The organism is Pseudomonas kurunegalensis, from assembly GCF_030291635.1.
GTDB lineage: Bacteria > Pseudomonadota > Gammaproteobacteria > Pseudomonadales > Pseudomonadaceae > Aquipseudomonas > Aquipseudomonas monteilii.
This window is the reverse complement of sequence record NZ_CP127871.1, coordinates 1,304,212-1,329,850: the sequence shown is the minus strand read 5'-3', so window position 1 is coordinate 1,329,850 and position 25,639 is coordinate 1,304,212. Positions and strand designations below refer to the sequence as shown.

Annotated in this window: 24 protein-coding genes; 5 read left to right on the top strand and 19 right to left on the bottom strand. The window is 63.8% G+C overall.

What is annotated here, in order from left to right:
* The first annotated feature begins 61 nt into the window (after positions 1–61).
* Both QQ992_RS05960 and QQ992_RS05955 read left to right on the top strand, forming a co-directional pair.
* Positions 62–460: a YbaY family lipoprotein gene (locus tag QQ992_RS05960; RefSeq protein ID WP_105946813.1), complete on the top strand. Its 399-nt coding sequence runs from the start codon at positions 62–64 to the stop codon at positions 458–460.
* 33 nt (positions 461–493) lie between these two features.
* Complete coding sequence (locus tag QQ992_RS05955; protein ID WP_060497341.1) at positions 494–1,180, top strand: DUF4197 domain-containing protein; 687 nt, start codon at positions 494–496, stop codon at positions 1,178–1,180.
* A gap of 139 nt (positions 1,181–1,319) precedes the next feature.
* Here QQ992_RS05955 and QQ992_RS05950 read toward each other — a convergent pair whose 3' ends face one another.
* Positions 1,320–4,385: an efflux RND transporter permease subunit gene (locus tag QQ992_RS05950; RefSeq protein ID WP_286112594.1), complete on the bottom strand. Its 3,066-nt coding sequence runs from the start codon at positions 4,383–4,385 to the stop codon at positions 1,320–1,322.
* 6 nt (positions 4,386–4,391) lie between these two features.
* Positions 4,392–5,492 (bottom strand): efflux RND transporter periplasmic adaptor subunit, encoded by a 1,101-nt coding sequence (locus QQ992_RS05945; RefSeq protein ID WP_286112592.1) that lies wholly within the window; start codon positions 5,490–5,492, stop codon positions 4,392–4,394.
* A gap of 281 nt (positions 5,493–5,773) precedes the next feature.
* Between QQ992_RS05945 and QQ992_RS05940 the strand changes: the two genes are divergently transcribed.
* On the top strand, positions 5,774–7,015 hold the full coding sequence (locus QQ992_RS05940; RefSeq protein ID WP_286112590.1) for an acyl-CoA dehydrogenase family protein: 1,242 nt from the start codon (positions 5,774–5,776) through the stop codon (positions 7,013–7,015).
* A gap of 143 nt (positions 7,016–7,158) precedes the next feature.
* Here QQ992_RS05940 and QQ992_RS05935 read toward each other — a convergent pair whose 3' ends face one another.
* The 11 genes from QQ992_RS05935 to QQ992_RS05885 form a co-directional block, all read right to left on the bottom strand.
* Positions 7,159–7,536 (bottom strand): hypothetical protein, encoded by a 378-nt coding sequence (locus tag QQ992_RS05935; protein WP_286112589.1) that lies wholly within the window; start codon positions 7,534–7,536, stop codon positions 7,159–7,161.
* Between the two features lie 10 nt (positions 7,537–7,546).
* A complete protein-coding gene (locus QQ992_RS05930) occupies positions 7,547–8,782 on the bottom strand; it encodes an SfnB family sulfur acquisition oxidoreductase (RefSeq protein WP_286112588.1) in 1,236 nt (411 codons plus the stop codon).
* A gap of 168 nt (positions 8,783–8,950) precedes the next feature.
* The gene (locus tag QQ992_RS05925) at positions 8,951–10,294 is read right to left on the bottom strand and encodes an OprD family porin (protein ID WP_286112586.1); all 1,344 of its coding nucleotides are present in this window, start codon (positions 10,292–10,294) and stop codon (positions 8,951–8,953) included.
* A gap of 332 nt (positions 10,295–10,626) precedes the next feature.
* Positions 10,627–11,403 carry an ABC transporter ATP-binding protein gene (locus QQ992_RS05920; RefSeq protein WP_286112585.1) on the bottom strand — a complete coding sequence of 259 codons (777 nt, stop codon included), beginning with the start codon at positions 11,401–11,403 and terminating at the stop codon, positions 10,627–10,629.
* On the bottom strand, positions 11,400–12,749 hold the full coding sequence (locus QQ992_RS05915) for an ABC transporter substrate-binding protein (protein ID WP_286112583.1): 1,350 nt from the start codon (positions 12,747–12,749) through the stop codon (positions 11,400–11,402). The genes QQ992_RS05920 and QQ992_RS05915 overlap by 4 nt, the downstream gene beginning before the upstream one ends.
* 29 nt (positions 12,750–12,778) lie before the next feature.
* Positions 12,779–14,119 (bottom strand): ABC transporter substrate-binding protein, encoded by a 1,341-nt coding sequence (locus QQ992_RS05910; RefSeq protein ID WP_286112581.1) that lies wholly within the window; start codon positions 14,117–14,119, stop codon positions 12,779–12,781.
* An 80-nt stretch (positions 14,120–14,199) separates the two neighbouring features.
* Positions 14,200–15,264, bottom strand: coding sequence for a branched-chain amino acid ABC transporter permease (locus QQ992_RS05905; RefSeq protein ID WP_025753727.1), 1,065 nt, complete (start codon positions 15,262–15,264; stop codon positions 14,200–14,202).
* A gap of 4 nt (positions 15,265–15,268) precedes the next feature.
* Positions 15,269–16,150, bottom strand: a complete 882-nt coding sequence (locus tag QQ992_RS05900; RefSeq protein WP_286112579.1) for a branched-chain amino acid ABC transporter permease — start codon at positions 16,148–16,150, stop codon at positions 15,269–15,271.
* Positions 16,147–16,917 carry an ABC transporter ATP-binding protein gene (locus QQ992_RS05895; RefSeq protein ID WP_286112578.1) on the bottom strand — a complete coding sequence of 257 codons (771 nt, stop codon included), beginning with the start codon at positions 16,915–16,917 and terminating at the stop codon, positions 16,147–16,149. The genes QQ992_RS05900 and QQ992_RS05895 overlap by 4 nt, the downstream gene beginning before the upstream one ends.
* A complete protein-coding gene (locus QQ992_RS05890; RefSeq protein WP_286112577.1) occupies positions 16,914–17,876 on the bottom strand; it encodes an AMP-binding protein in 963 nt (320 codons plus the stop codon). The genes QQ992_RS05895 and QQ992_RS05890 overlap by 4 nt, the downstream gene beginning before the upstream one ends.
* Positions 17,877–17,895: 19 nt before the next feature.
* Positions 17,896–19,299 carry an LLM class flavin-dependent oxidoreductase gene (locus QQ992_RS05885; protein ID WP_286112576.1) on the bottom strand — a complete coding sequence of 468 codons (1,404 nt, stop codon included), beginning with the start codon at positions 19,297–19,299 and terminating at the stop codon, positions 17,896–17,898.
* A gap of 239 nt (positions 19,300–19,538) precedes the next feature.
* Between QQ992_RS05885 and QQ992_RS05880 the strand changes: the two genes are divergently transcribed.
* Positions 19,539–20,180: a TetR/AcrR family transcriptional regulator gene (locus tag QQ992_RS05880; protein WP_286112575.1), complete on the top strand. Its 642-nt coding sequence runs from the start codon at positions 19,539–19,541 to the stop codon at positions 20,178–20,180.
* A 168-nt stretch (positions 20,181–20,348) separates the two neighbouring features.
* Here QQ992_RS05880 and QQ992_RS05875 read toward each other — a convergent pair whose 3' ends face one another.
* Positions 20,349–21,125 carry a class I SAM-dependent methyltransferase gene (locus QQ992_RS05875; protein ID WP_060497356.1) on the bottom strand — a complete coding sequence of 259 codons (777 nt, stop codon included), beginning with the start codon at positions 21,123–21,125 and terminating at the stop codon, positions 20,349–20,351.
* Positions 21,126–21,228: 103 nt separating this feature from the next.
* Here QQ992_RS05875 and QQ992_RS05870 point away from each other — a divergent pair, with 103 nt between their 5' ends.
* The gene (locus tag QQ992_RS05870) at positions 21,229–21,849 is read left to right on the top strand and encodes an energy transducer TonB (protein ID WP_119371120.1); all 621 of its coding nucleotides are present in this window, start codon (positions 21,229–21,231) and stop codon (positions 21,847–21,849) included.
* Between the two features lie 2 nt (positions 21,850–21,851).
* Here QQ992_RS05870 and QQ992_RS05865 read toward each other — a convergent pair whose 3' ends face one another.
* The 5 genes from QQ992_RS05865 to adk all read right to left on the bottom strand — a co-directional run bounded on the left by QQ992_RS05865 (position 21,852) and on the right by adk (position 25,422).
* Positions 21,852–22,682, bottom strand: a complete 831-nt coding sequence (locus QQ992_RS05865; protein WP_286112573.1) for an isocitrate lyase/PEP mutase family protein — start codon at positions 22,680–22,682, stop codon at positions 21,852–21,854.
* 28 nt (positions 22,683–22,710) lie between these two features.
* Positions 22,711–23,580, bottom strand: a complete 870-nt coding sequence (locus QQ992_RS05860; protein ID WP_286112571.1) for a DUF72 domain-containing protein — start codon at positions 23,578–23,580, stop codon at positions 22,711–22,713.
* Between the two features lie 3 nt (positions 23,581–23,583).
* Positions 23,584–23,874, bottom strand: coding sequence for a hypothetical protein (locus QQ992_RS05855; protein WP_110742231.1), 291 nt, complete (start codon positions 23,872–23,874; stop codon positions 23,584–23,586).
* Positions 23,875–24,005: 131 nt separating this feature from the next.
* A complete protein-coding gene (gene tsaB, locus QQ992_RS05850) occupies positions 24,006–24,680 on the bottom strand; it encodes a tRNA (adenosine(37)-N6)-threonylcarbamoyltransferase complex dimerization subunit type 1 TsaB (RefSeq protein WP_286112569.1) in 675 nt (224 codons plus the stop codon).
* A 91-nt stretch (positions 24,681–24,771) separates the two neighbouring features.
* Entirely contained in the window at positions 24,772–25,422 is a 651-nt protein-coding gene (gene adk / locus QQ992_RS05845; RefSeq protein ID WP_016712963.1) for an adenylate kinase, read from the bottom strand.
* Positions 25,423–25,639 lie beyond the last annotated feature (217 nt).

Sequence of the window (25,639 nt, the reverse complement as noted above, 5' to 3'; positions counted from 1 at the left end):
GAAAATCCGCTAAAGTCCCTGGGGTTGGCCACAAGCCAACGCCAAGGACACCGGAGACTCCATGAAAAAACTCTTTATGCTGTGTTGCGCATCCCTGCTCGCAGCCTGTTCCAGCCAAACCCCATCCACCCAGGCCAGCCTGGACGGTGAAGTCTTCTACCTGCAGCGTATTGCCCTGCCGCCTGCCGCTACCTTAAGCGTGGAACTGCAGGATGTTTCGCTGATGGACGCCCCTGCCGTGACCCTGGCCCGCCAGGCCGGCCCGGTCAAAGGCAACGTGCCGCTGCCGTTCCACCTCACCTACGACCCTGCACAGGTCAAGCCCGGCCACCGCTATTCGGTGAGTGCGCGCATCGAGCTGGATGGCAAACTGCTGTTTATCAGTACCGAGCACCATGGTGTGATGCTCGACGGCAGCGACCCGAAATCTGTACGCATCAAGGTCGACCAGGTTCGCTGATACCCGCCTCTATCTGTTTACAAGGAAAGCTTCATGATCCGCACCTCCCTGCGTTTCACCACCCTGTGCGCCGGCCTGCTGCTGTCGGCCAGTGCCCTGGCCCTGTCGCTGGGTGACCTGACCCAGAAAGACGCCACCGGCGGCCTGAAAGATGCCCTGACCCAAGGCGCGCAACTGGCCGTCAAGCAACTGAGCACCCCGGGCGGTTTCAGCAACAACCCGGACGTGCGCATCGAATTGCCGGGCAACCTGGGCAAAGCCGCCAAGGCGATGAAGATGTTCGGCAAAGGTGAACAGGTCGAAGCCCTGGAAACCAGCATGAACAAGGCTGCCGAAGCTGCCGTGCCGCAGGCCCAGGCAATTCTGGTGGATGCCGTGAAGAACATGAGCGTGACCGATGCCAAAGGCATCCTCAGCGGCGGTGACGACTCGGCCACCCAGTACCTGAACAAGAGCAGCCGCGAGCAGATCCGCGCCAAGTTCCTGCCGATTGTGAAGCAAGCTACCGACAAGGTTGGCGTGGCGCAGCAGTACAATGCCTTTGCCGCACAGGCCAAAGGCCTTGGGCTGGTCAAAGATGACGCCAACATCGAGAACTACGTGACCGAGAAAGCGCTGGATGGCCTGTTCGAGATGATTGGCAAGCAGGAGCAGAGCATTCGCCAGAACCCGGCCCAGGCAGCTACCAGCCTGGCCAAGAAGGTATTCGGCGCCCTGTGATAGCCCCGGGGGCTGCTTTGCAGCCCTTTCGCGACGCAAGGCCGCTCCTACACCGGAACGCGATACTTCATGGGTATGCGATCGTCTGTAGGAGCGGCCTTGTGTCGCGAAAGGAGGGCAAAGCCCTCCCCTGCGGTCTTCAGGTTTTCTTCACCCTGAACCACGCCGCATACAACGCCGGCAGGAACAACAGGGTCAACACCGTGGCCACGATCAACCCACCCATGATCGCCACCGCCATCGGCCCGTAGAACACGCTACGTGACAACGGAATCATCGCCAGCACCGCCGCCAGCGCGGTCAGCACAATCGGGCGGAAGCGCCGCACCGTGGCTTCGATGATTGCCTGCCAGCGCTCCATGCCCGCCGCGATGTCCTGCTCGATCTGGTCCACCAGAATCACCGAGTTGCGCATGATCATCCCCGCCAGGGCAATGGTGCCGAGCATGGCGACAAAGCCGAACGGCTGGCGGAACACCAGCAGGAACAGGGTGACGCCAATCAGCCCAAGCGGTGCGGTGAGGAACACCATCACCGTGCGCGAGAAGCTGCGCAGCTGGATCATCAGCAAGCTCAGCACCACCACCACGAACAACGGCATGCCGGCGTTGACCGACTTCTGACCGCGCTCGGAGTCCTCGACCGTACCGCCGACCTCCAGCAGGTAGCCATCCGGCAGCTTGGCGCGGATGTCACGCAGGGTTGGCTCGATCTGCTTCACCAGCGTGGCCGGTTGCTCCTTGTCGTAGATATCGGCACGCACGGTCACGGTCGGCAAGCGGTTGCGGTGCCAGATAATGCCCTCCTCGAAGCCGTATTCCAGGGTGGCTACCTGCGACAGCGCCACGCTCTGGCCGTTATCGGTGGGCAATGCCAGGCTACCGAGGTTGCCCAGTTCGCCGCGTTCCTGCTGTGTGCCGCGCAGCAGAATCTCGATCAGCTCGTTGTCTTCGCGGTACTGGCTGACCGTAGTACCGGTTAGCGAGCTTTGCAGGAAGCTGGACAAGTGCGCGGTACTCACGCCCAGGGCACGGGCGCGGTCCTGGTCAATCTCCAGGAACACCGCCTTGCTCGGTTCTTCCCAGTCCAGGTGCACGTTGACCACATGCGGGTTCTCCCGCACCTTGTCAGCCACTTCACGCGCCAGCGCACGGGCCTTCTCGATGTGTTCGCCGGTCACCCGGAACTGCACCGGGTAGCCCACGGGCGGGCCGTTTTCCAGGCGCGTAACGCGGGCGCGCAGGTCGGGGAATTGCTGGTCCACGGTGCTGATCAGCCAGCTGCGCAGGCGCTCGCGGTCCTCCATCGACTTGGCCAGCACCACGAACTGGGCAAAGCTGGCGGCCGGCAGCTGCTGGTCCAGCGGCAGGTAGAAGCGTGGCGAGCCAGTGCCTACATAGGCCACGTAGTTGTCGATACCGTCCTGCTGCTTGAGCAGCGCCTCCAACTGTTTGACCCGCTCGACGGTATTGGCCAGCGAAACCCCTTCAGCCAGCTTCAGGTCAACCATCAGCTCCGGGCGCCCGGAGGCCGGGAAGAACTGCTGGGGCACGAAACGGAACAGCAGGATGCTGCCGACAAAGGCAGCGATGGTCAGCAGGATCACGGTCTTGCGCCGCCGCACGCACCACTCCACTACTCGCCGCACACGCTGGTAGAACGGTGTGGCGTAAGGGTCTGGCGCGTGGCCGTCCTTGCCGTGGCGTGCGGCATGCAACTTGGCCAGATCTGGCAGCAGGCGCTCGCCCAGGTAAGGCACGAACACCACCGCCGCCACCCATGAAGTCAGCAACGCGATGGTCACCACCTGGAAGATCGAGCGGGTGTATTCGCCGGTGCTGGAGGCAGCCGTGGCGATGGGCAAGAAGCCCGCTGCGGTGATCAATGTACCGGTGAGCATCGGGAAGGCCGTGCTGCTCCAGGCATAGCTGGCCGCCTTGAGGCGGTCGTAGCCCTGCTCCATCTTGATCGCCATCATCTCCACGGCAATGATCGCGTCGTCCACCAGCAAGCCCAGCGCCAGCACCAACGCGCCGAGGGAGATCTTGTGCAAGCCGATGCCGAAGTAATGCATGGCGGCGAAGGTCATGGCCAGCACCAGCGGGATGGCCAGCGCCACCACCAGGCCGGTGCGCAGGCCCAGCGAGAAGAAGCTCACCAGCAGCACGATGACCAGGGCCTCGACCAGCACCTGCACGAACTCACCCACGCCGGCCTTGACCGCCGCTGGCTGGTCCGACACCTTGCGCAGCTCCATGCCGGCCGGCAGGCTGCGCGCCAGGCGCTCGAATTCGCCTTCCAAGGCCTTGCCCAACACCAGAATATCGCCACCGTCCTTCATCGACACGGCCAGGCCAATGGCATCCTCACCCATGAAGCGCATGCGCGGCGCGGGCGGGTCGTTGAAGCCACGGTGCACCTCGGCGACATCGCCGATGCGGAAGGTGCGGTCACCCACGCGGATGGGGAACTGGCGAATCTGCTCGACACTGTCGAAGCGCCCGCTCACCCGCAGTTGCAGGCGCTCGCTGGGTGTTTCGAAGAAGCCGGCGGTGCTCACCGCGTTCTGCTCCTGCAGGGCCTGTTGCACCGCCTGCAGTGGCACGCCAAGGGTGGCCAGCTTGAGGTTGGACAGCTCGATCCAGATTTTCTCGTCCTGCAGGCCGACCAGCTCGACCTTGCCCACATCCTTGACCCGCTGCAGCTGGATCTGGATGCGATCGGCGTAATCCTTGAGCACCGCGTAGTCGAAGCCCTCACCGGTCAGCGCATAGATATTACCGAAGGTGGTGCCGAACTCGTCGTTGAAGAACGGGCCCTGGATTTCCGGTGGCAAGGTGTGACGGATGTCCGCGACCTTCTTGCGGATCTGGTACCACAGCTCGGGGATGTCCTTGGAATGCAGCGAGTCGCGGGCCATGAAGGTGACCTGCGATTCGCCGGGGCGTGAGAACGAGACGATCTTCTCGTACTCGCCGGTTTCCATCAGCTTCTTCTCGATGCGCTCGGTAACCTGGCGCGACACTTCCTCGGCGCTGGCACCAGGCCACAGGGTACGGATGACCATGGCCTTGAAGGTGAACGGCGGGTCTTCGCTCTGGCCCAGCTTGGTGTAGGACATGGCGCCAATGGCCGCCAGCAGGATCATCAGGAACAGGACGATCTGGCGGTTGCGCAGCGCCCAGGCAGAAAGGTTGAAAACCATCGGGACTTACTCCTTGGCCGTCAGGTTCACTACACGGTTGCTGCGGTCCACAGGGCGAACCTCCTGGCCCTTGCGCAGCACATGACCGCCGGCGGCGACCACCCAGTCGCCCGGGGCAAGGCCTTCGAGCACTGGCACGCTGTCGCTGCCATAGGCGCCAAGGCGCACCACGGCCCGCTCCAGATGGCTGTCCTTGTTGACCCGCCATACATACGCCTGACCGTTTTCTGCGGTAACCGCCGACAGCGGTACCGACAGCGGGATCAGCCCCTCATGGGCAATGAACACCCGGGCGCTCTGGCCCAGCTCCGCCGGAGCAGCGGCTGAGGTAAAGGCGATACGCGCAGCGAAGGTGCGCGAGCGTGGGTCGGCCGCAGGTGACAATTCGCGGATACGCCCCTGGAAGCGTTCCTGCGGGTGCGACCACAGCTCCACGCTGACCGGCTGGCCCACGGCAAAGCGGGCGAACTGCTGCTCCGGCAGGCCGATGGCCACTTCCCGTTCGCCATCGGCGGCCAGGGTGAACACGGTCTGCCCGGCGGCGACCACCTGGCCCACTTCAACCTGGCGCTTGGCGATCACCCCGGCCTGTGGGGCACGCAGCACGGCATATTCGGCCTGGTTGCCGGCCACGTCGAATTCGGCCTTGGCCTGCTTCACGCGGGCGAGGCCGGCACGGTAGAGGTTTTCGGCGTTATCGAACTGGGAATGGCTGACCATCTGCCGGTCCAGCAGTTTCTGGTAGCGGTCGCGCTCGGCGCGCACCAGTGCCAGGTTGGCCTCGGCGGCTGTCAGTTGGGCGCGGTTGGCTTCCAGTTGCAGGCGCACGTCCTGCGGGTCCAGTTCAGCCAGCGGCTGATCGGCCTTGACCCGCTGCCCCTCCTCGACCAGGCGTTTGCTGACCTTGCCGCCAATGCGGAAAGCCAGCTCCGGCTCGAAGCGCGCACGCACTTCACCGGGGTAACTGTCGGCAGCGGCTTCAGCCGGCTGCGGCTGCACCACCAGCGCCGGGCGCGGCGCTGCGGGTGGTGTGGCTTCCTGACCGCACGCCGCCAGTAACAGCACGGCAGCGGCGGGCAGAGCGATGGACAAGGCATGGCGCAACATGATGAATCCTTTCGCAGAGGTGCACATCGAATATTTATACTGGCAAGTATATTAAATCAGGCAATCGGTGCCGGGAAGCTGGCGTTACAAAGAAATCCAGACGGTTTTTCAACAGCCGCCAGCTGTTGCACAGCCCACAGCCAATCAACAACTTGCCCCACCCCGCCACAGCCAGAAATCCTTTGTATACGCCGCAAGCCCCGTATCACGGTCGTTCCACCAACCGGCACGACCTGTGCAATCACCGGTACACCCCTCCTTCATGTACCTGGAGTATTCCGATGACTGCCCTCGAACAACACCTGCCCGTCCCCGCCAACGGTGCCGACTACGCCACGCTCGCCGCACGCTTCAGGCCCGTCTTCACGCGCATTGCCGAAAGCAGCGTGGAACGCGAACGCAACCGCACCCTGCCCCACGAACCGATCCGCTGGCTGAAGGAGGCCGGCTTTGGTGCCGTGCGCGTACCGGTCGAGCACGGCGGTGGCGGCGCTTCGTTGCCGCAGCTGTTCCAGTTGTTGATCGAACTGGCCGAAGCCGACTCCAATGTGCCCCAGGCCCTGCGCGGCCATTTCGCCTTCGTCGAGGACCGCCTCAACGCCCATGCCAGCGCGCCACAGGATGTGTGGTTCAAACGCTTCGTTGCGGGTGACCTGGTGGGCTGCGCCTGGACCGAGATCGGCGCGGTGAAGATTGGCGATGTCATCACCCGCGTCTCACGTCAGGGTGAACAGTGGGTGGTCAACGGCACCAAGTACTACAGCACCGGCAGCCTGTTCTCCGACTGGATCGACCTGTTCGCCCGCCGCGACGACACCGGGGCCGACGTGATCGCAGCCATCCGCACCCAACAACCCGGCATCCGCCAGAGCGACGATTGGGACGGATTCGGACAGCGCACCACCGGCAGCGGTACCTCGGTGTTCGAAAATGCCGTGGTCGAGGAAGAGAACATCATCGACTTCGCCACCCGCTTCAAATACCAGACCGCGTTCTACCAACTGGTGCTGCTGGCCGTGATTACCGGTTCCGGGCGTGCCGCCGTGCGGGATTTCAGCCACGAGACCCGTAAGCGCGCCCGGGTGTTCAGCCACGGCAACGGCGCGGCAGTCAGCGAGGACCCACAGGTATTGCAAGTGATCGGCAAGGCCTCGGGCCAGGTGTATGCCGCCGAAGCCGCGACCCTGCGCGCTGCCGAGGCTAGCCAACAGGCTTACCTGGCACGCTTTGCCAATGACCCCGCCGCAGAGCAGCAGGCCAATGTGCTGGCCGAACTGGAGTCGGCTCAAGCCCAAGTGGCGGCCATCGACCTGGTGCTGCGTGCCACCAGCGACCTGTTCAATGCCCTGGGTGCTTCCACCACCAGCACCAGCCGTCAACTCGACCGCCACTGGCGCAACGCCCGCACGGCGGCTTCGCACAACCCGGTGATCTACAAGGAGCGCATTGTCGGCGACTGGCATGTGAACGGGACCGAGCCACCGTATGTGTGGCAGATTGGTGGGGGGGCCAAGCAGTCCTGAGTAACCGCATTGGGGCTGCTGCGCAGCCCATCGCCGGCAAGCCAGCTCCCACAGGGGCTGCACAATACTGAAGACCTGCACATCCCCTGTGGGAGCTGGCTTGCCGGCGATGGGCCGCAAAGCGGCCCCGGCACTATCAGCAGCTAACCCAAGCCGTCGGCCAACGCCGCACCATTGAGGTAGTGATCCCCCAACAACCGCCGTTGGGTTGCCAGCACAGGCTCACCACCACTCACCTCAGGCCGCACCAGGCTACGACCGGCCAACTCGAAGTAAGCCTCGCCAGCTAGCCGAGCCCCTTCAGCAGCCGCCAAACGAAAAGCAATCGCCGCCGCCTGCGAATCATCGGCCCGCTCCAGCAATGCATCGGCCGCATCAATGGCGATGCGCACCTCACCCGCCGTGGCAATCACCAGGGTTTCGTGGCGGGCATTGCGGTCACGCAAGAACTCAAGCAGGGCCGCTTCCACCTGACGGGCATAGGCCAGGTCGTTCCGGCCGTGGGAATGGGTATTGGACATGTGCGCCTCCTCAGTTCCAGGCGTGACGTTGCGGCTTGATGCCGTTAAGCAACTGGTTACCGACCAGGTGGTACTTCCAGCGCACCGGGTCATGCAGGGTGTGGGTGCGGGCATTGCGCCAGAAGCGGTCCAGCCCCCGGCTGGCCGAGACACTGCGCGTACCGCCCAGTTCCAGCAGGCGGCTGGAAGCCTCCAGCGAAATCGCCGTGGACAGCACCTTGGCCTGGCCGACCACCACCGAGGCTTGTGCCACGCGCTCTTCGTCAGGCTGGGCAACCGCCAGGTCCACGGCCTGCGCCGCACGACGCAAAATGGCTTCGGCTGCCTGCAGGCGCCAGGCCAGTTCGCCGATCAGCGCATGGCTCAACGGGTCCTGCCAGCCATGCTGCAGGCCACTGTCGGCCCACGGCCTTGCCTGGCGGGCCACTTGCAAGGTCGCGGCGAAAGCGCCACGGGCGATACCGGTGTCCACCGCAGCCTGGATTATCTGCGAGATCGGGCCATCGGCGGTGGGCTGGTCGTAGGCCTTCCAGGCCGGTATCACATCGCCCGCCGGAACCCGCACGCCGTCGAGGCGCACCTGGCCACTGGCGGTGATGCGCTGGCCAAAGCCGTCCCAACTGTCGATCACGGTGAGGCCTGCGGCATCACGCGGGACAAAGGCGATATGCGGTCGCCCTTCTTCATCAACGCCAGCAACAGGAACGATATGGGCAAACAAGGCGCCGGTGCAGTACGCCTTCTCGCCGTCGACCACGGCGCTGTCACCGTTGAAGCGGATTTGCGTCTGGAAGGTGGTCACGTACTGGCCACGCGACTCGGAAAACGCATTGCCGAAGCGGTAGCCCTGCAGCACCTTGGCGAAGTAGTCACGCTTCTGCGTTTCGCTGCCGGTCAGGCGCAGGTTGCTGAGTACACCAAAGTGGTTTTGCGGCAGCTGGCCGAGGGACGAATCGGCCGCCGAAATGGTTGCAATCACTTCGCTGAGCGTGGCGTAGGACACGCCCGCGCCACCGTACTCCTTGGGCACGGTGATTGCCCAAAGGCCGCTGTCGGAAAAGCGATCAAGCTCATCCCACGGCAAGCGCCGCTCACGGTCACGAAGGGCAGCCTCCTGGGCAAATTCCTCGGCCAGGCGCTGCGCGACTTCGATGGCTTCGGCATCGCTGCGGATGACATGGGCGGCGCGCCGTGGCGCCGAACGGGCCTGCGCAGGCAGGCTGGATGCGGGTGAAAGGGTCGTCATGTGCTGCTCCATGCGTAACAGGTTCCACAGCTGTTGAGCAGAACCTGTGCCAACCTTAAAAAACCTTTTAATTCATATAGTTAGGCTAATTATCCAGGCACTCGAAAAGCCCCTAGGCCGACAAACTGCAGATTGTCTGTTGCCCCGCGAACAGTTCGCCGGGGCCACTCAAAGGCTGATGTCCAGCGGGTACTCGACAATCACCCGCAACTCGTCGACGTTGGCCTCGGCGGTATGGCCGCCGCCTACCCGGTGGGTGGCTTGCATCACGTTGAACGACAGATTCTTGGCCGGCCCGCCCTGCACCACGTAGCGCACCCACAGGTTGCGCTCCCAGTGGCGGCCATCCTCGATGCCGCTGTAGTAGCTGTAGGCGCCGCCCGCGCGGGTGCCATCGATATCGCTGCCGCGCACATAGCGGGCGGTAAGCGACAGGCCAGGCAGGCCGAGCACAGCGAAGTTGTAGTCGTAGCGCGCTTCCCAGGCCCGTTCGTTGGGGTTGTTGAAGTCGGATACCTGCGATGCCGCGTCCAGCTGGATGTCGTAGGTGTTCCATACATAGTCGAACGGCGTGTCACCATCGATGCGCGTATACGACAGCTTGAGGCCATGCCCGCCTGCGTTGACCCCGGCATGCACGCTCCATGAATCGTTGTCGATCTTGCCGGCCAGCGCCTGGCCGCTGTCGCGGGTGCGGTAGTAATCCAGGCCTGTTTTCAGGGTCAGGCTGTCGCCCAGCGGCTGTACATAGTCGACGTTGAAGAACTGCTGGTTCCATACATCTTCCAGCCGGCTGGCGTGCAGGCGCAGGTTCAGCTGGTCGTTGAAGCGGTAGTCGCCACCCAGGTACACCACGTCATTGGCGCCCTTCAGTCGCCCGGCGTACACGGTGCCAAGGTCGCCACGGTGGTTGCTGGCGTTGCGGTCACTGCTGGACTCCAGCTTGCCGCCCTGCAGGCTCAGGCCTTGCAGTGAGTGGTCGTTGAACATGAAACCGCGCAGGGTCTGCGGCAGCAGGCGGATGTCACTGGCATGCAGCACCGGGCTGGTCGGGCTGACATCGCCGTAGCGCAGTTCGGTGTCCCGCACGCGCGCTTTCAGCGCTACGCCGACCTTGCCGTAGGCATCCTTGGGCTCGCCATCGAAGTTGCTACCCGAGCGCGAAACGATGCCCGGCACCCCTACACCATTGCCCACCGTGCCATTGCCACCGTCCAGCTTCAGCCCGACCAGGCCTTGCACGTCCAGGCCAAGACCGACCGTGCCCTGGGTGAACCCCGACTGCAGGTTGGCGATGATGCCGTGGCCCCATTCGCGGTGCTGGCTCTGGCGGTCGCCGGTGTTGGGGTTACGGGTGAAATCGCCGTTGCGGTAGTCCTGGCTGAAGTAATAGTTGCGGTTGATGATTTGTAGTTGAGTGCCGTCGAGAAAACCTTCGTCTTCGGCGAATGCCGGCGTGGTCAGGCCGATGGCCAGGGCGAGGGTGACGGGTGGGTAGTTGCGCGAGCGCATGGCAGAACGTCCTTATGAGTTGGATAACCCCGCCGGGGCGGGGACGCTCTGCTATTCCAATAACTGTGCCATACGTAAAATCTATATTTTTCAGATAGTTACGAATATTTTCCGGCTCGGAAAAATGTGTTTTGCAGGCAAATTGTTCAGTTGCTGTTGCACTTCATACAGAAGGTTGCAGAAGACGCGTGTAGGAGCGGCCTTGTGTCGCGAAAGGGCCGCAAAGCGGCCCCCAGATTTCAGCGTCACGGCAGAAATGGCTGGGGCCGTGTTGCGGCCCTTTCGCGACACAAGGCCGCTCCTACAAAAGATCGTGCTCAGCAGCAGAGTGTTTAGCCAGCCTTCCCTCCCAGGTAGAAATGTTGCAGGTCTTCGCGCGCAGCCAACTCCGCAGCAGCCCCCTCACCCGCCACTCGCCCGTTCTCCAGGATGTAGGCATAGTCGGCATGGCGCAGGGCGACGTTGATGTTCTGCTCGGCCACCAGAAAACTCATGCCTTCCTTGGCATTGAGCTGGGCGACGATGTCGAAGATTTCTTCGACGATGATCGGCGCCAGCCCCATGGACGGCTCGTCCAGCAGCACCAGCCGTGGCTGGGTCATCAGCGCACGGCCGATGGCCAGCATCTGCTGCTCGCCACCCGAGGTCAGCCCGGCCTGGGTCTTGCGCTTGGTTTTCAAACGCGGGAACCAGGCGTAGATGCGCTCCAGCGCCTGCTCCAGTTCGCGCCGTGCCGGCTTGCGCAGAAAGCCCCCGGTACGCAGGTTTTCCTCGATCGTGAGGTGGGCGAACACGTGCCGCCCCTCCAGCACATGCACAATGCCTTGGGCCGCCAGGCGGTTGGCAGCAATGCCGGCGGTGTCCTGGCCCTGGAAGTGGATGTGCCCACGGCTGACCCGCGCGCGGTCAGCCTGCAACAACCCGGAAATGGCCTTTAGCGTGGTGCTTTTGCCAGCCCCGTTGGCGCCCAGCAAGGCGACGATGTCGCCCTGCCCGACCCGCAGGGAAACCCCGGCCACGGCCAGGATCGCGCCGTCGTAGATCACTTCGATATCCTGCACGCCCAATAGCGCGTGGGCACGCTCGGCAGCAAGCGGGCTGTGGGTCATGGGGCGGCCTCGTCTTTGGCGCATTCGCGGGGGGTAACACCTTTCTCACGGGCAAACTCGCCTGCCTTGGCATCGATCAGCGGGCGCAGGGTGGCGCGGTCGGCCTGTACCCAGTCGGTCACCAGCGTCCACTTCTGGCCATCCCACTGCTGCACCTTGGCCGCGCCACCCCCTTCATGGTCGCTGCACGACAGCTTCAGCGGCTGCATCAGGCCAAGGAAGCCGATTTCCTTCAGACGGGCATCGCCCAGGTCCAGGTGCTCCAGGCCCCAGCGCCCTTCCTCGCCAGTCAGTGGGCGGTTGCCGAACTTCTTCTGCCCGGCGCGGATGGCCTCGACGGCGATGGCCGCGTTCACCAGGCCAGAGTTGTAGTACACGCTGCCGAAGCTTTTCGGGTCTTTGAGGTCGCTCTTGCCGGTGTCGACGATGTACTTGCGGATGCGCTGGTGAATGTCGAAATCGGCGCCGCCGGGATAGGGCGTCAATGCCAGATACCCCTTGCCGGCCTCGCCCGCCGGCAGCACGTCTTCGTTGGAGCTGGCCCAGATGTCGCCGACGATGCGGTCTACCGGGAAGCCGAAACGTGCCGCCGTCTTGATCGCTACCGGCGTGGACACCCCCCAGGTACGCAAGAACACCCAGTCCGGCTTCTGCTGGCGCACCTGGCGCCATTGGCCGGCCTGTTCATTGCCCGGGTCGGCCACCGGTATCTGGATATTCTCGAAGCCGTATTTCTGCGCCAGCAGCGCCATTGGCCCTTGGGTTTCGCGGCCATAGGCGGAGTCGTGGTAGACGGTGGCAATCTTTTTGCCCTTGAGCTTGTCCAGCCCGCCCTCGCGCTCGGCCACGTAGTTGATGAACGCCGAGGCCTCGCTGTAGAAGGTCAGCATCACCGGGAAGTTGTAGGGGAACACCCGGCCATCGGTGGCTTCGGTGCGGCCATAGCCCAGGGTAATCAGCGGGATCTTGTCGGCCTCGGCCTTTTCCGCCAGGGCGTAGGCCGCCGGTGCGCCGTTAGGCTGATACAACGCCACCGGCGCACCGTTCAGGCCATTCTTGAAGCGCTCATAGCATTCGATGCCCTTCTCGGCCGTCCATTCGGTTTCGCATTCCTGCCAGACCAGCTTGACGCCATTGATGCCGCCTTCGACCTCGTTGATGTAGCGCAGGTAGTCGATCATCCCGGCCCATACCGGAATGCCACTGGAGGCGTAAGCGCCAACCCGGTAGGTGGCCAACGGGAAGAACTGTTCGTTGCTGGCGGCCTGGGCCACCGGCTGCCAGGCCGAGGCAAGGCCCAGTGCCAGGCCGAGGGCGGCGCCGTAGCGTTTGAAAGGTACGTACATGGTGATTTCCCTGATCTGTTGTTGAGTGTTCACTGCTCGCTGGAGCAATCGCGCGGCGTGATGCCTTTTTCCTTGGCGTAGGCGGCCGATTTGGCCTCGATCAACGGGCGCAAGGTGGCGCGGTCGGCCTGCACCCAGTCGGTCACCAGTACCCATTTCTCGCCGTCCCACTGCTGCACGCGTGCCGCGCCGCCGCCTTCGTGGTCGGAGCAGGAAAGCTTCAGTGGCGGCAGCAAGCCTTCAAAGCCAATGGCCTTGAGCCGTGCCGCGTCGATGTTCAGGTGCTCGAAGCCCCAGCGCGCCTCTTCGCCGTTGAGCGGGCGGTTGCCGAACTTGGCCTGAGCCGTGCGCAACGCCTCGACGGCAATGGCGGCGTTGATCAGGCCGATGTTGTAGTACACCTTGCCGAAGTAGCTCGGGTCCTTGAGGTCGCTCTTGCCGGTATCGAGGATGTGCTGGCGCAGACGCTGGTGGATGGCAAAGTCGCTGCCGCCCGGGAACGGCGCCAGCGCCTGATAGCCCTTGGCCGCAGTGCCGGCCGGGATTACATCGGCCTCGGAGCCGGCCCAGACGTCACCGATGATGTGATCGACCGGGATGCCGAAACGTGCCGCCGTCTTGATGCCGACCGGGGTCGACACGCCCCAGGTGCGCAGGAACACCCAGTCCGGTTTCAACTGGCGTACCTGGCGCCACTGCGCCGACTGCTCATTGCCCGGGTCGGCCACCGGGATCTGGATGTTTTCGAAGCCATACTTCTGCGCCAGCAATTGCATCGGCGCCTGGGTTTCGCGGCCATACGCCGAGTCGTGGTAGACGGTGACGATCTTCTTGCCCTTGAGCTTGTCGAAACCACCTTCGCGTTCAGCGATGTAGTTGATGCCCACCGAAGCCTGGCCGTAGTAGTTCAGCAACAGCGGGAAGGCATAGGGGAACACGCTGCCATCGGTGGACTCGGTACGCCCACCGGCACCGTCGATCAACGGAATGCGGTCGGCTGCGCCCTTCTCCATCAACGCGTACGAACCCGGCGTGCTGTGAGTGAAGAAGAACGCCGTGGGCGCCCCGTCCTGGCCGTTCTTGTAGCGCTCGTAGCATTCGACGATGCGGTCGACGTTCCACTCGGTCTCGCATTCCTGCCAGGTGAGTTTGACGCCGTTGATGCCGCCCTCCACCTCGTTGATGTAGCGGAAGTAGTCGATTTCGCCGGCCCACCACGGGATCCCGCTGGAGGCATAGGCGCCGACCCGGTAAGTGGCCATGGGCACGAATTGCTGGTTGCCGGCAGCTGCGGCAACAGCCGGCAGCAAGGTAGGCGCGCCCAGCAGGAACAGGCTGGCGAGCAGGTGGCGACGTAAGGTTTTACGCATGTTCGGTTCTTTTGAGTGAAGGGTTGGAAACCTCCTTTCCCGTGGCCGGGTCAAGGTGCTGTTGATGGGTGTGGGATCGCTCAGAAGCGCAGCGGCCAGACGCGAATGCGTTCACGCAGATTGCCCAGCAGGCGCACCAGGCCCTCGGGTTCCTTGATCAGGAACCAGATGATCAGGCTGCCGAACAGGATCTTCTGCAGGTTCTGCAATTGCCCGGCATCGACATGGCCGTTGAACAGCCACTGCCCGGCATGGCTGAGCAAAATCGGCGTAAGGCTGATGAAGGCCGCGCCAATGAAGTTGCCGGCAATGCTGCCCATGCCGCCGATAATGATGATGAACAGGATCTGGAATGAGCGGTTGATGTCGAAACTGCCGGCGCTGGCCGTGCCCAGGTAGGCAAAAGCCCACAGCGCCCCGGCAATGCCCAGGTAGAACGCGCTGACGGCAAAGGCCAGGCGCTTGTAGCGCTCCACCTGGATGCCGATGACAGCGGCGGCGGTGTCCATGTCGCGGATCGCCATCCAGTTACGGCCCACCTGGCTACGCACCAGGTTGACCGCCACCCAGGTCAGTACCACCACGCAACTGAGGGTCAGCAGGTAACGCCCTACTGGCGTGGCCAGGTTATGCCCGAACAGTTCCAGGCGCGGCGCGCTGATGGTGCCGGACGAGGCGTAGTTGTAGAACCACGGGAACTTGGCGAACACCCACTCCAGGAAGAACTGCGCGGCCAGGGTGGTGACCATCAGGTAGAAACCCTTGATGCGCGAACTGGGCAGGCCGAACACCAGCCCTACCACCCCGGCGATCAGGCCACCGCCCAGCAGCGCCAGCGGCAATGGCAGCCCCGGCACGCGCAGCAGCAAGCCGTAGGTGGCAAAGGCCCCTACCGCCATGAAGCCCGCCGCACCCACCGAGGTCTGCCCGGTGTAGCCGGTCAGCAGGTTCAGGCCAAGGCCGGCCAGTGACAGCACCAGGAACGGGATAAGGATTGCATTGAGCCAATAATCGCTACCCAGCCAGGGCAATACGACAAAGGCCACCAGCAGCAACAGGGCCAGGCCCAACGGGCGGTGGCGTGCCACCAGGGTCAGCGGTGCGTCGTCGAAACGCGCTGTCAGGCGCGCGGCAGTCGTGGTCATGCGGTCATACCCGTTCGATGGCACGGTCGCCGAACAGGCCGGCCGGGCGGATGTAAAGGAAGATCAACGCCAGGAAGTAGGCGAACCAAGGAGTAATGCCACCGCCGATCAACGGCCCGATGTAAGCCTCGGCCAGGTTCTCTGCGGCACCCACGATCAGGCCGCCGACAATCGCCCCGCCAATCGAGGTGAACCCACCGATGATCAGCACCGGCAGCGCCTTGAGCACCACCAGCGACAACGAGAACTGCACACCCTGGCGTGCGCCCCACAGCAGCCCGGCCACCAGCCCGACCACGCCCGCCACGGCCCACACCACCTGCCAGATGCGGTTGAGGTTGATGCCCAGCGATAACGCCGCGCGGGTATCGTCGGCCACCGCGCGCAAAGCCAGGCCGATGCGGGTACGGTTGAACAGCAGGGCCAGCAGCGCCACCAGTGCGGCGGAAACACCAGCGGCCACCAGGTCGAACTGGCTGATCATGATGTCGCCGACGAACAGCGGCACGTCTTCGATGCCCAGGTCCAGCGCACGCACCTGAGCCCCCATCAGCCCTTGGGCCAGCCCTTCGATGATGAACGACAGGCCCAGCGTGGCCATGAACAAGGTGATCTGCGAGCGGTTGACCAGTGGCCGCAGCACCAGCCGTTCGATCAGCAACGCGCCGATGATCATCACCACCACGGTAATGGCCAGCGCCACGGCAAACGGCAGGCCTTGCTGGTGCAGGCTGACGAAGGTCAGCGCAGCAAACAGCAGCATGGCGCCCTGGGCAAAGTTGAACACGCCGCTGGCCTTGTAAATCAGCACGAAGCCGATCGCCACCAGCGAATACATGGTGCCGGCGAGCAGGCCGCCGATCAGGGTTTCGAAAAAGAAGTTCATCCGTGCGGCGCCCCCAGGTACGCAGCTATCACTTCGGGATTGGCCTGCACTTCGGCGGGCGAGCCATCCCCCACCTTGCGCCCGTAGTCCAGCACCACAACATGGCTGGACAGGCCCATCACCACTTGAATGTCGTGCTCGATCAGGATCACCGTGGTGCCAAGGTCACGATTGATATCGGCGATGAAGCGGCTCATTTCCTGCTTCTCCTCGGCGTTCATGCCGGCCATCGGTTCGTCGAGCAGCAACAGCGTCGGATGGGCGATCAGCGCACGGCCCAACTCCACGCGTTTCTGCAGGCCGTATGGCAGGCTGCCAACGGCCACCTCGCGCCAGGCCTGCAATTCCAGAAACTCCAGCACCTGCTCGGCGCGTTCGGCAAACGCCCGCGCCTCGCGGCGGGCACGCGGCAACCCCAGCGCCTGCTCCAGGAAGAAACTGCGCTGAAAGCGCGACAGCCCGGTCAGCAGGTTGTCGAGCACGCTCATCTTCTTGAACAACGCGTTGTTCTGGAACGTGCGGCCAATACCCAGCCGTGCGGCGGTCAGCGGGTGCGGGCGGCGCAGCGGCTGTTCGGCGAAAAACAGCTGGCCGGCATCGGCGCGATAGACGCCGTTGAGGATGTTCAGCAGTGAGCTTTTACCGGCGCCATTGGGCCCGATCAGGGCGCAGATCTCCCCGCGTCTTACGCTGAATGACAGGTCTGATATCGCCTTGACGCCCTTGAACGACAGCGACACATTGCGCACCTCCAGCAAGGCGCTCATGCCGCACGCTCCAGGTAATCACGCAGCCAGGCCGGCCGCGCCGTGCCCGAGGCAACAGGGGCGCTGGGCACATCGATGCGTTGCAGGCGCTGGAAGCCGAGCAATTGCCGCACGCGGGTTTTCAGCCAGCGCCGCAGGCCACGTTGCGGATCTTGCTGCACCCAGTCGCACAGCCGCCGTTGCCAACTGCCAGCAGGCGGCAGCCGTGCCTCTATTTCATCGGCCAGTACCTGCACCCGCTCAGCAGAGAGCAGCAACGCCGTCGGGGCGATTTCGCGACGATCGCGGCTGGCCGACTCGGCCGTTTCCGGAAACGCCAGGCCTTCGCCCCGCTCCAGCCAGCGGTCGAGCAGATGCGTCAGGCCTTCGCGCCACTCGCTGCCTTCATCGACCCAGAGCACCTCGTCCCGGGTGACCTGTGCCCAACCCAAACGCTGCGCTGCGGGTGCCGCACCGACAAACAGCGCCGACAGTGGCTGAACCTGCCATTGGCCTGTGAGCACAGCGTCGGCTTGCGGCGTGAACAAGCGCAGCGGCCATTGGGCGTGCAAACCCGTTTGCAGCCATTGCGCCACCTGCTCGCGGCGCTGGACAAAGGCGAACCCCGGGTGGGCCAGGCGCAGCTGGCGTTGCAAGTCTTCGCCACGGCTGTTGGCGGGGATCAGCAGGGTATGGCCATTCAGGCGCCGTGCGGCCAACGCAAGCAACACCAGGCTGGGCTCGTAGGCGCCGCTCAAGGCAAGCCGCGCGCCTGCCACGAAGCCCTGCTGGCTCAAGCCATCGGCCAGGCGTTCGACCTCTCGCTGTACGTCGATCCAGCGCCAGGCCTTCCACACGCCCAGGCGCCGATGGCGCAGGGCGACCCGGGTTGGGCGCTCCCGGGCCCAGCGCTGCAGGGCCTGCAAGTGGCTGTCGGCCACGGCATCAGCCTGCGGCGGGGTAAATTCATGCACATTCATCGCGTGGCTCCCTGGCGGCTCAGGCCGGCTCGGTAATGCTGGCCGGGGTGGGTTGGCGGCTCAGGTCGCGGTAACCGGCAGCCGGGTGCGTGGCCGGCAGCCGTGGGCCGTCACCGAACAGCTTCTCGCGCAGGGTGCCGGGGCGGTATTCGGTCTTGTAGGCCCCCCGTTGCTGCAGTTCGGGCACCAGCAGCTCGACCACATCGCGGAAGGTTTCGTGGGCCAGTGCGTAGGCCAGGTTGAAGCCGTCGACATCGGTTTCTTCAACCCAGTCCTGCAACTCGTCCGCTACGGTTTGCGCACTGCCGACGATCAGCGGGCCAAAGCCGCCGATGCCGACCCAGTCGGCCAGTTCCTGCACGGTCCAGCGCTTGTTCGGGTCAGCGGTGGAAAACGCCTCCACAGCCGACTGGATAGCATTGGTGTGGATATGCTCCAGCACCTGGTCGGGTTGGTACTGGCTGAAGTCGATGCCGGTCCAGCCGGAAATCAGCGCAAGGGCGCCTTCGTAGCTGGCGTAGCTTTTCAGCTCCTGCCATTTGGCCTGGGCCTTGGCGTCGGTCTCGTCGACGATCACTGTCTGCAGGTTGAAGATCAGCACCTTGCGCGGGTCGCGCCCGGCCTCGGCGGCGCGGCGGCGAATGTCGGCCACGGTCTTTTTCAGGATGACCTTGGACGGCGCGGCGACGAACACGCATTCGGCGTGGCCGGCAGCGAAATTTTTGCCGCGGCTGGACGCACCGGCCTGGTACAGCACCGGTGTACGTTGCGGCGACGGCTCGCACAGATGGATGCCCGGGACCTGGAAGTGTTTGCCGTGGTGGCGGATCTCGTGGACTTTACGCGGGTCGGTGAACAGGCCGGTTTCGCGGTCGCGCACCACCGCGCCGTCTTCCCAGCTGCCTTCGAACAGCTTGTACAGCACCTCCAGGTACTCGTCGGCGTAGTCGTAGCGGGCGTCATGGTCGCTCAGCGCCTTCTGCCCCAGGTTGCGCGCACCGCTGTCGAGGTAAGAGGTGACGATGTTCCAGCCGATGCGGCCCTTGGTCAGGTGGTCGAGGGTCGATAGCCGACGGGCGAACGGGTACGGGTGCTCGAAGGTGAGCGAGGCCGTCAGGCCGAAACCGAGGTGCTCGGTGACCAGCGCCATGGGTGTGATCAGTGCCAGCGGGTCATTCACCGGCACCTGGGCCGCCTGGCGGATGGCCGCGTCGCCATTACCGCCCAGCACATCGTAGATGCCGATCACGTCGGCGATGAAGATGCCGTCGAACTTGCCGCGCTCCAGCAGCTTGGCCAGGTCGGTCCAGTAGTCCAGGTCCTTGTACTGCCAGGCGCGGTCCTTGGGGTGACGCCACAGGCCGGGCGACTGGTGGCCGACACAGTTCATTTCGAAAGCGTTCAAACGAATTTCACGTGGCATGGGGACTCCTGTTCGATAGGCTCGGCACCCTTGCAAGGTGCCCTTACTGCTCTATCAACACGATTCATGCCAACAAATTAATCGTTATAAATCATCATCTTACAAAACAAAGCAACACATCCGATGCCTGCGTGACGACACCAGTGTCGATCAACTGTCTACGGGCGAACAGCAGGTTTTGCGGGTTGGTTTTAGCCGGATGGCGCCTGACCCGTTAAGATGAACGACTCTTCAACCAGATGCAGACCACAATGCCCAACGACGCACCCATCGGCCCAGGCCGGCCAAAGGACCTGGCCAAGCGCGAAGCGATTCTCGAAGCGGCCAAGGCGCTGTTTCTCAGCCTTGGCTATGCCAACACCAGCATGGATGCGGTCGCTGCGGCGGCAGGTGTTTCAAAGCTCACCGTGTACAGCCACTTCACCGACAAGCAGACCTTGTTTTGCTCGGCGGTCATGGCCACCTGCCAGATCCAGCTGCCTGACCTGCTGTTCGAGTACCCCGAGGGTGTACCGGTGGAGGAGGTGCTGCTGACGATTGCCCGTGGTTTCCAGGCACTGATCAGCAGTGACGAAGCGGTCAAGCTCAGCCGCCTGATCATGGCCCAGGGCAGCCTGGACCCGAGCTTTGGCGAGTATTTCTACGAGGCCGGGCCCAAGCGTGTGCTGGCGGGGATGGAATCGCTGCTGCGCGGGGCGGATGAACGCGGGCTGCTGCGCATTGACGACCCGCTGCGAGCGGCAGAGCACTTCTTCTGCCTGGTGAAAGGCGCGCCGGATTATCGACTGCTGCTGGGGTGCGCGGGGCCACTGGAAGGGGATGAGGCCGAGGCGCATGTGCGGGAGGTGGTGGGGGTGTTTGTGCGGGCGTTCAAACCCTGAAAGGGCATACGCGCCCCTTTGTAGGAGCGGCCTTGTGTCGCGAAAGGGCCGCAAAGCGGCCCCGACATTTTTTGCGTAGACGCCGAAATCCTGGGGCTGCTTTGCAGCCCTTTCGCGACACAAGGCCGCTCCTACAATGACTGTGCTCGCCGACCAAATTGGGACAACTCAGGCCTTCAGCGCCTTCTTCGGGTAAATGTCATACCGGCTCGACTTACCCTCCAGGCTATGGCTCGGCTTCGGCCCGTCAATGATCGGCGCCTTGCGCGGCCGCTTCACCACCACCCGGTGGCTGGCCAGCGCCAGAGCGGCTTCGAGCAGGGCCGGGGCGTCCAGGTCATCCCCCACCAAAGGCCGGAACACGCGCATTTCCTTTTTCACCAAGGCGCTCTTGTCCCGGTGCGGGAACATCGGGTCGAGGTAGATCACCTGCGGCGCCTCCCCTTCCCAGCTGCGCATGCGCTCGATGGCGTTGCCGGTCAGCAAGCGCATGCGCCCGACAATCGGCCCCACTTCTTCATCCACACGCGCCCGCGCAAGGCCATCCTCCAGCAATGCGGCAATCAGCGGCTGGCGCTCGATCAGGGTCATCTGGCAGCCCAGGCTGGCCAGCACGAACGCGTCTTTGCCCAAGCCTGCCGTGGCATCCAGCACCTGCGGCCGCACGCCCTGGGCAATGCCCACGGCCTTGGCGATCATCTGCCCGTTGCCACCGCCAAACTGGCGCCGGTGTGCCGCCTGGCCTTCGACGAAGTCCACCCGAACCGGCCCCGGTGCCTGCGGGCCCAGTTGCTGAATCTGCAAACCCTCGGCGCCCACCTGCACGGCGAAGCCGGCGCTATCGTCCTGTAGCGGCAGGCTTAGACGCTCGGCCCACGCCTTGGCCTGTTCCGCATACTCAGTCGACATCGCCTCGACCCTGATACCCGTGCCTTGCTCTTCCATCGTCCACACCTAAAAAATCAAACCAAGCCTTAATGAATCGGCAGCCACGGCCGATACAGGCAATATCCCGCTATTCTGCCAGAGCACAACGCGCGCGACTGCCATGTCAGATACTCTTCCCATCGGCTTGACCTACTTGTCGCCTGTCGGCAACTACAGTCAGCACAATACCCAGGCACTCGGGGGCGTCAGCCACCTGTGGCAGGACTTTTTTGCCCGGGCCATGGCCGAGCAGCAGGAAGAGCCCGTAGACAGCGTCAGCCAGTCGTTCGTGCAGTATGACCAGGACAGCGGCGAACCCATCGGCGGCGCCCGGGCACTGGCGCTGATCGACGCCCAGCGCGCGTGCCCGGTACAAGACACCGAGGTTGCACCGCCCGAGCCGCTGTTCCTGCCCAAGGCGGAGCTTGAAGCCAAGCTGCTGCCCCCAGCTCCCGAGCCGTTCAGTGCCCTGGAACTGATCGAGCAGCAGCGTCAGCTCGATATCAGCAACAGCTGGATGCGCCCCGTGGTGATGAGCCAGGGCCAGCCGATTGCCGAACCGGGCCCAGGCCCTACCCCGCGCTCATTGTTCCTGCCCATCGCCGAATTCGAAACCGACCTGCTGGACCCGGCGCCCGAACCGTTTGATGACACAACCCTGGCCAAGCAGCAGAACGACCTGGAGTTCGACATCCACTGGGCGCGCCCGGTGGTGCTGAACAACGTGCGCGTTCACGCCTGAAGTCAGCGGCGGAACAGGTCGTTCAGCTGGGCGAACGGCAGTGCCTGCTCCCCATAGCCGAATGTACCCTCATCGCGAATTTCCAGCGCTGCCCGGTGGAACGCCCCCAAGGCGGCGCGAGCCAGCGACGAGCCGACACTGATGCGGCGCACGCCCAGGTCCTGCAACTGGTTCACGCTCAGCGGCACGCCTGCCATGCCCATCAACACGTTCACCGGGCGCGGCGCCACGGCCTGCACCACAGCACGAATTTCCTCGACGGTACGCAGGCCCGGGGCGTAAAGCACATCGGCGCCGGCTTCGGCGTAGGCCTGCAAGCGCTTGATGGTGTCGTCCAGGTCCATGCGCCCGTGCAGCAGGTTTTCTGCCCGGGCGCACAGGGTGAACGGGAACGGCAGGCTACGGGCAGCCTGCACCGCGGCGCGAACGCGCTCCACCGCCAGGCCAATGTCATAGATGGGCAATTCGCTGCGGCCACTGGCATCCTCGATGGAGCCGCCCACCAAGCCCGCTTCAGCGGCACGCAGGATGGTACTGGCGCAATCCTCGGGCAGGTCACCAAAGCCGTTTTCCAGGTCGGCAGCTACTGGCAAGGGGGTCGCATCGACAATCTCCCCGGCATTGTCCAGGGTGTCCTCCAGGTTCAAGGCACCTTCGGCATCCGGGCGGCCCAGGCTGAAGGCCAGGCCGGCACTGGTCGTGGCCAGCGCCTCGAAGCCCAGGCTGGCCAACAACTTGGCGGAGCCGGCATCCCACGGGTTGGGGATGACGAACGCGCCATTTCGTTCATGCAGTGCCTTGAAGGCTTCGGCTCGCAGGGTTTGCACATCCATGAATCAACCTCCGGCAGTGAGGGAAAGGTCAGAGTAGTCCCAGTTGTTCGACCTCGGGCGCGCGCGGCAATTCAGGCAAAGAAGCGAGGCCCGGCAGGCGTGCCATCAGGCGTTGATGGAACCGCTGGGCCAGGGCTGCGGCCAGACGATTGTCCGAAGTGTGAAGGAAAATGTAAGGGCTGCGGCCCTCTTCGATCCAGGCGGCGACCTTTTCTACCCAGGGGGTAAGGAAGGCCTCATTAGCCTCCAGCTCCGGGTGGCCAATGAAGCGCACCTGCGGGTGCTGGCTGAAGGCTGCAGGGCGTGGTGGCACCTTGGGCTTCTTGGACTGCGCGTGCAGCACGGCAGCATCGCGTGAAGTGCAACTGAACAACGCACGCGGGTCGAGGCAGATACGCTCCACACCGCGCTCGTGCAGCAGGCGGTTGAGCAGGCGCTCTTCGTCACCCTTGGCAAAAAAGGCCTGGTTGCGCACCTCCACCGCCACCGGCACGCCGATTTCATCAAGGAAGTGGCAAAGCTCGCCCAGCCGTGCCGGGCCGAACAGAGCTGGTAATTGCAACCAGTACGGCGATACGCGCTGGCCCAGCGGGGCCATCAGGCGTGTGAAATCGAAGGCAGGCTCAAGCTGATCACGCAGGTCACCCTCGTGGCTGATGTCACGAGGAAACTTGGCGGTGAAACGAAAGTGCTCAGGCATCACCTGCGCCCAGCGGGCAATGGTGCCGGGGGCGGGGCGTGCGTAGAAGGTGGTGTTGCCCTCGACGGCGTTGAACACCTGGCTGTAAAGGCCAAGCATTTCATTGCTGTTGGCGTCGGCGGGGTACAGGTAGTCACGCCAGGCGTTTTCACTCCACGACGGGCAACCGAGAAAATAAGGCAGTGGTGATGGACTCATCCATCAAATGTACAGGTCGAGCCCCAGTACTTCCATGTCCCAATCGGTGAAACCGGCAGTATTCAGGTAACTGGCCAGTGCGGTGGCTGTGCGGCGGTCACGGGCGCGGGGGAAGATCATGTCCTGCTGGCGGGCGGGCAAGCCACCGCTGCGGCGGCGGGCGGTGGTTTCCTGCGGCGCCGCGGTGTTCTCTTCGATCACCTCGGCGTCATCGATGGCCTCGTCACGCACCGCTGCCTTGCGCGGCGCGCGCTTGATCGGGTAGGACTGCGATGAGAAACCGTCGATACGCATGGCATGAATACTCAGGACCAATGATGGCAATTTAGCAGCATCAGTGTTCCGTCGCTAATGCTTAAGTGATAACTGGACCACAGATCGCGCAGAAGGTTTGGGGGTTACCGTCGATTACCGACGAACAGCATTCAGTGCTTCTTTGGCGTAGCTACATTATCGCGCAGGTAAACCGGTTGCGCCTGCTCGGCGCCGATCGCTTCGCCACGGGCCCAGGCGAAGCTGGCCAGGCTGAGCACGTCCAGAGCGTTGGGCAAGGCACTGGCATTGCTGGCAGCCACCTGCACCGCCAGGCGCTCGGCATAGCCCCAACCGGTGCCGGCGCCATACCACTCGCCATGACTCCCTTCGGGCAGTGCCACCTGCTCGGGCGGCAATACTGCCTCACGGCCGACCAGGCGCATTTCGCCGGCTGTGGCCTGGTAACAACCCCAGTACACTTCCTCCATGCGTGCATCGATGGCGGCTGCCACCTGTTGCACGCCCTGCTCGCGCAATGCGCCCTGGGCCAGCGCGGCCAGGTTGGAAACCGGCAGCACCGGGCGCTCCAGGGCGAAGGCCAGGCCCTGCACCACGCCAATGGCAATGCGCACGCCGGTGAAGGCGCCCGGGCCGCGGCCAAAGGCGATGGCATCCAGTTGATTCAGCGCAACGCCCGACTCGGCCAGCAGCTGCTTGATCATCGGCAGCAGCTTCTGCGCGTGCTGACGTGGGATCACCTCGTAATGGCTGGTTACCTTGCCATCATGCAGCAGCGCGACGGAACAGGCTTCGGTGGCGGTATCCAGGGCCAGCAGGGTGGTCATCGAACGGGTATCCAGGAGCAGGGAAAAGAGCGGCAGTATAAACGACAACGGCCCGCTAGCGGGCCGTTGTCGATGGGTGTCAGGCGCTGGATCAGCTCAGGGCTGCCAGGACCTTGGCGGTGATGGCTTCAACCGAGCCGACACCTTCGATGTGGCTGTACTTCGGCTTGCCGGCGTTGGCGGCCGACAGCTTCTGGTAGAAGTCCACCAGCGGCTTGGTCTGGCTGTGGTAGACCGACAGGCGATGGCGAACGGTTTCTTCCTTGTCGTCGTCGCGCTGGATCAGGTCTTCGCCAGTCTCGTCGTCCTTGCCTTCCACTTTCGGCGGGTTGTACTGAATGTGGTAGGTGCGGCCCGAGGCCAAGTGCACACGGCGGCCCGCCATGCGGCCAACGATTTCTTCGTCGTCCACGGCAATTTCGACCACGGCGTCGATGTCGACACCGGCAGCGACCATGGCTTCGGCTTGCGGGATGGTGCGTGGGAAGCCGTCGAACAGGCAGCCGTTGGCGCAATCAGGCTGAGCGATGCGCTCCTTGACCAGGCTGATGATCAGCTCGTCGGAGACCAGCTGGCCGGCATCCATGACTTTCTTCAGCTCCAGGCCCAGCGGGGTGCCGGCCTTGACAGCGGCACGCAGCATGTCACCGGTGGAGATCTGTGGAATACCGAACTTTTCGGTGATGAACTTTGCCTGAGTACCTTTACCGGCCCCGGGAGCTCCCAGCAGAATTACGCGCATCTTGTGCTCCTCAAATTTTTTTATGAAATTCAATGGATTCGGCAACCAGGGCCAAGTCCGGAAAATCGGGTATGACCCAAAATCGGTCAGAAGGCTGCTCAAGATACACAGCGCCCGGCAGCCAGACAAGCGTCCCAAAGTTGCAGGAATGCGCCACTTGCGGCTGACCTGGCAGGTGGTTGCGCCCGGCGCAACCACCCTCCCCTTACCCATGCAG

Coding starts and splice junctions, on each gene's coding strand:
- QQ992_RS05905 (WP_025753727.1), bottom strand. CDS start 15,264: ATGACCACGACTGCCGCGCGCCTGACAGCGCGTTTCGACGACGCACCG.
- QQ992_RS05900 (WP_286112579.1), bottom strand. CDS start 16,150: ATGAACTTCTTTTTCGAAACCCTGATCGGCGGCCTGCTCGCCGGCACC.
- QQ992_RS05880 (WP_286112575.1), top strand. CDS start 19,539: ATGCAGACCACAATGCCCAACGACGCACCCATCGGCCCAGGCCGGCCA.
- QQ992_RS05860 (WP_286112571.1), bottom strand. CDS start 23,580: ATGAGTCCATCACCACTGCCTTATTTTCTCGGTTGCCCGTCGTGGAGT.
- tsaB (WP_286112569.1), bottom strand. CDS start 24,680: ATGACCACCCTGCTGGCCCTGGATACCGCCACCGAAGCCTGTTCCGTC.
- adk (WP_016712963.1), bottom strand. CDS start 25,422: ATGCGCGTAATTCTGCTGGGAGCTCCCGGGGCCGGTAAAGGTACTCAG.
- QQ992_RS05855 (WP_110742231.1), bottom strand. CDS start 23,874: ATGCGTATCGACGGTTTCTCATCGCAGTCCTACCCGATCAAGCGCGCG.
- QQ992_RS05885 (WP_286112576.1), bottom strand. CDS start 19,299: ATGCCACGTGAAATTCGTTTGAACGCTTTCGAAATGAACTGTGTCGGC.
- QQ992_RS05865 (WP_286112573.1), bottom strand. CDS start 22,682: ATGGATGTGCAAACCCTGCGAGCCGAAGCCTTCAAGGCACTGCATGAA.
- QQ992_RS05910 (WP_286112581.1), bottom strand. CDS start 14,119: ATGCGTAAAACCTTACGTCGCCACCTGCTCGCCAGCCTGTTCCTGCTG.
- QQ992_RS05935 (WP_286112589.1), bottom strand. CDS start 7,536: ATGTCCAATACCCATTCCCACGGCCGGAACGACCTGGCCTATGCCCGT.
- QQ992_RS05950 (WP_286112594.1), bottom strand. CDS start 4,385: ATGGTTTTCAACCTTTCTGCCTGGGCGCTGCGCAACCGCCAGATCGTC.
- QQ992_RS05925 (WP_286112586.1), bottom strand. CDS start 10,294: ATGCGCTCGCGCAACTACCCACCCGTCACCCTCGCCCTGGCCATCGGC.
- QQ992_RS05930 (WP_286112588.1), bottom strand. CDS start 8,782: ATGACGACCCTTTCACCCGCATCCAGCCTGCCTGCGCAGGCCCGTTCG.
- QQ992_RS05960 (WP_105946813.1), top strand. CDS start 62: ATGAAAAAACTCTTTATGCTGTGTTGCGCATCCCTGCTCGCAGCCTGT.
- QQ992_RS05890 (WP_286112577.1), bottom strand. CDS start 17,876: ATGAATGTGCATGAATTTACCCCGCCGCAGGCTGATGCCGTGGCCGAC.
- QQ992_RS05915 (WP_286112583.1), bottom strand. CDS start 12,749: ATGTACGTACCTTTCAAACGCTACGGCGCCGCCCTCGGCCTGGCACTG.
- QQ992_RS05955 (WP_060497341.1), top strand. CDS start 494: ATGATCCGCACCTCCCTGCGTTTCACCACCCTGTGCGCCGGCCTGCTG.
- QQ992_RS05895 (WP_286112578.1), bottom strand. CDS start 16,917: ATGAGCGCCTTGCTGGAGGTGCGCAATGTGTCGCTGTCGTTCAAGGGC.
- QQ992_RS05870 (WP_119371120.1), top strand. CDS start 21,229: ATGTCAGATACTCTTCCCATCGGCTTGACCTACTTGTCGCCTGTCGGC.
- QQ992_RS05920 (WP_286112585.1), bottom strand. CDS start 11,403: ATGACCCACAGCCCGCTTGCTGCCGAGCGTGCCCACGCGCTATTGGGC.
- QQ992_RS05875 (WP_060497356.1), bottom strand. CDS start 21,125: ATGGAAGAGCAAGGCACGGGTATCAGGGTCGAGGCGATGTCGACTGAG.
- QQ992_RS05940 (WP_286112590.1), top strand. CDS start 5,774: ATGACTGCCCTCGAACAACACCTGCCCGTCCCCGCCAACGGTGCCGAC.
- QQ992_RS05945 (WP_286112592.1), bottom strand. CDS start 5,492: ATGTTGCGCCATGCCTTGTCCATCGCTCTGCCCGCCGCTGCCGTGCTG.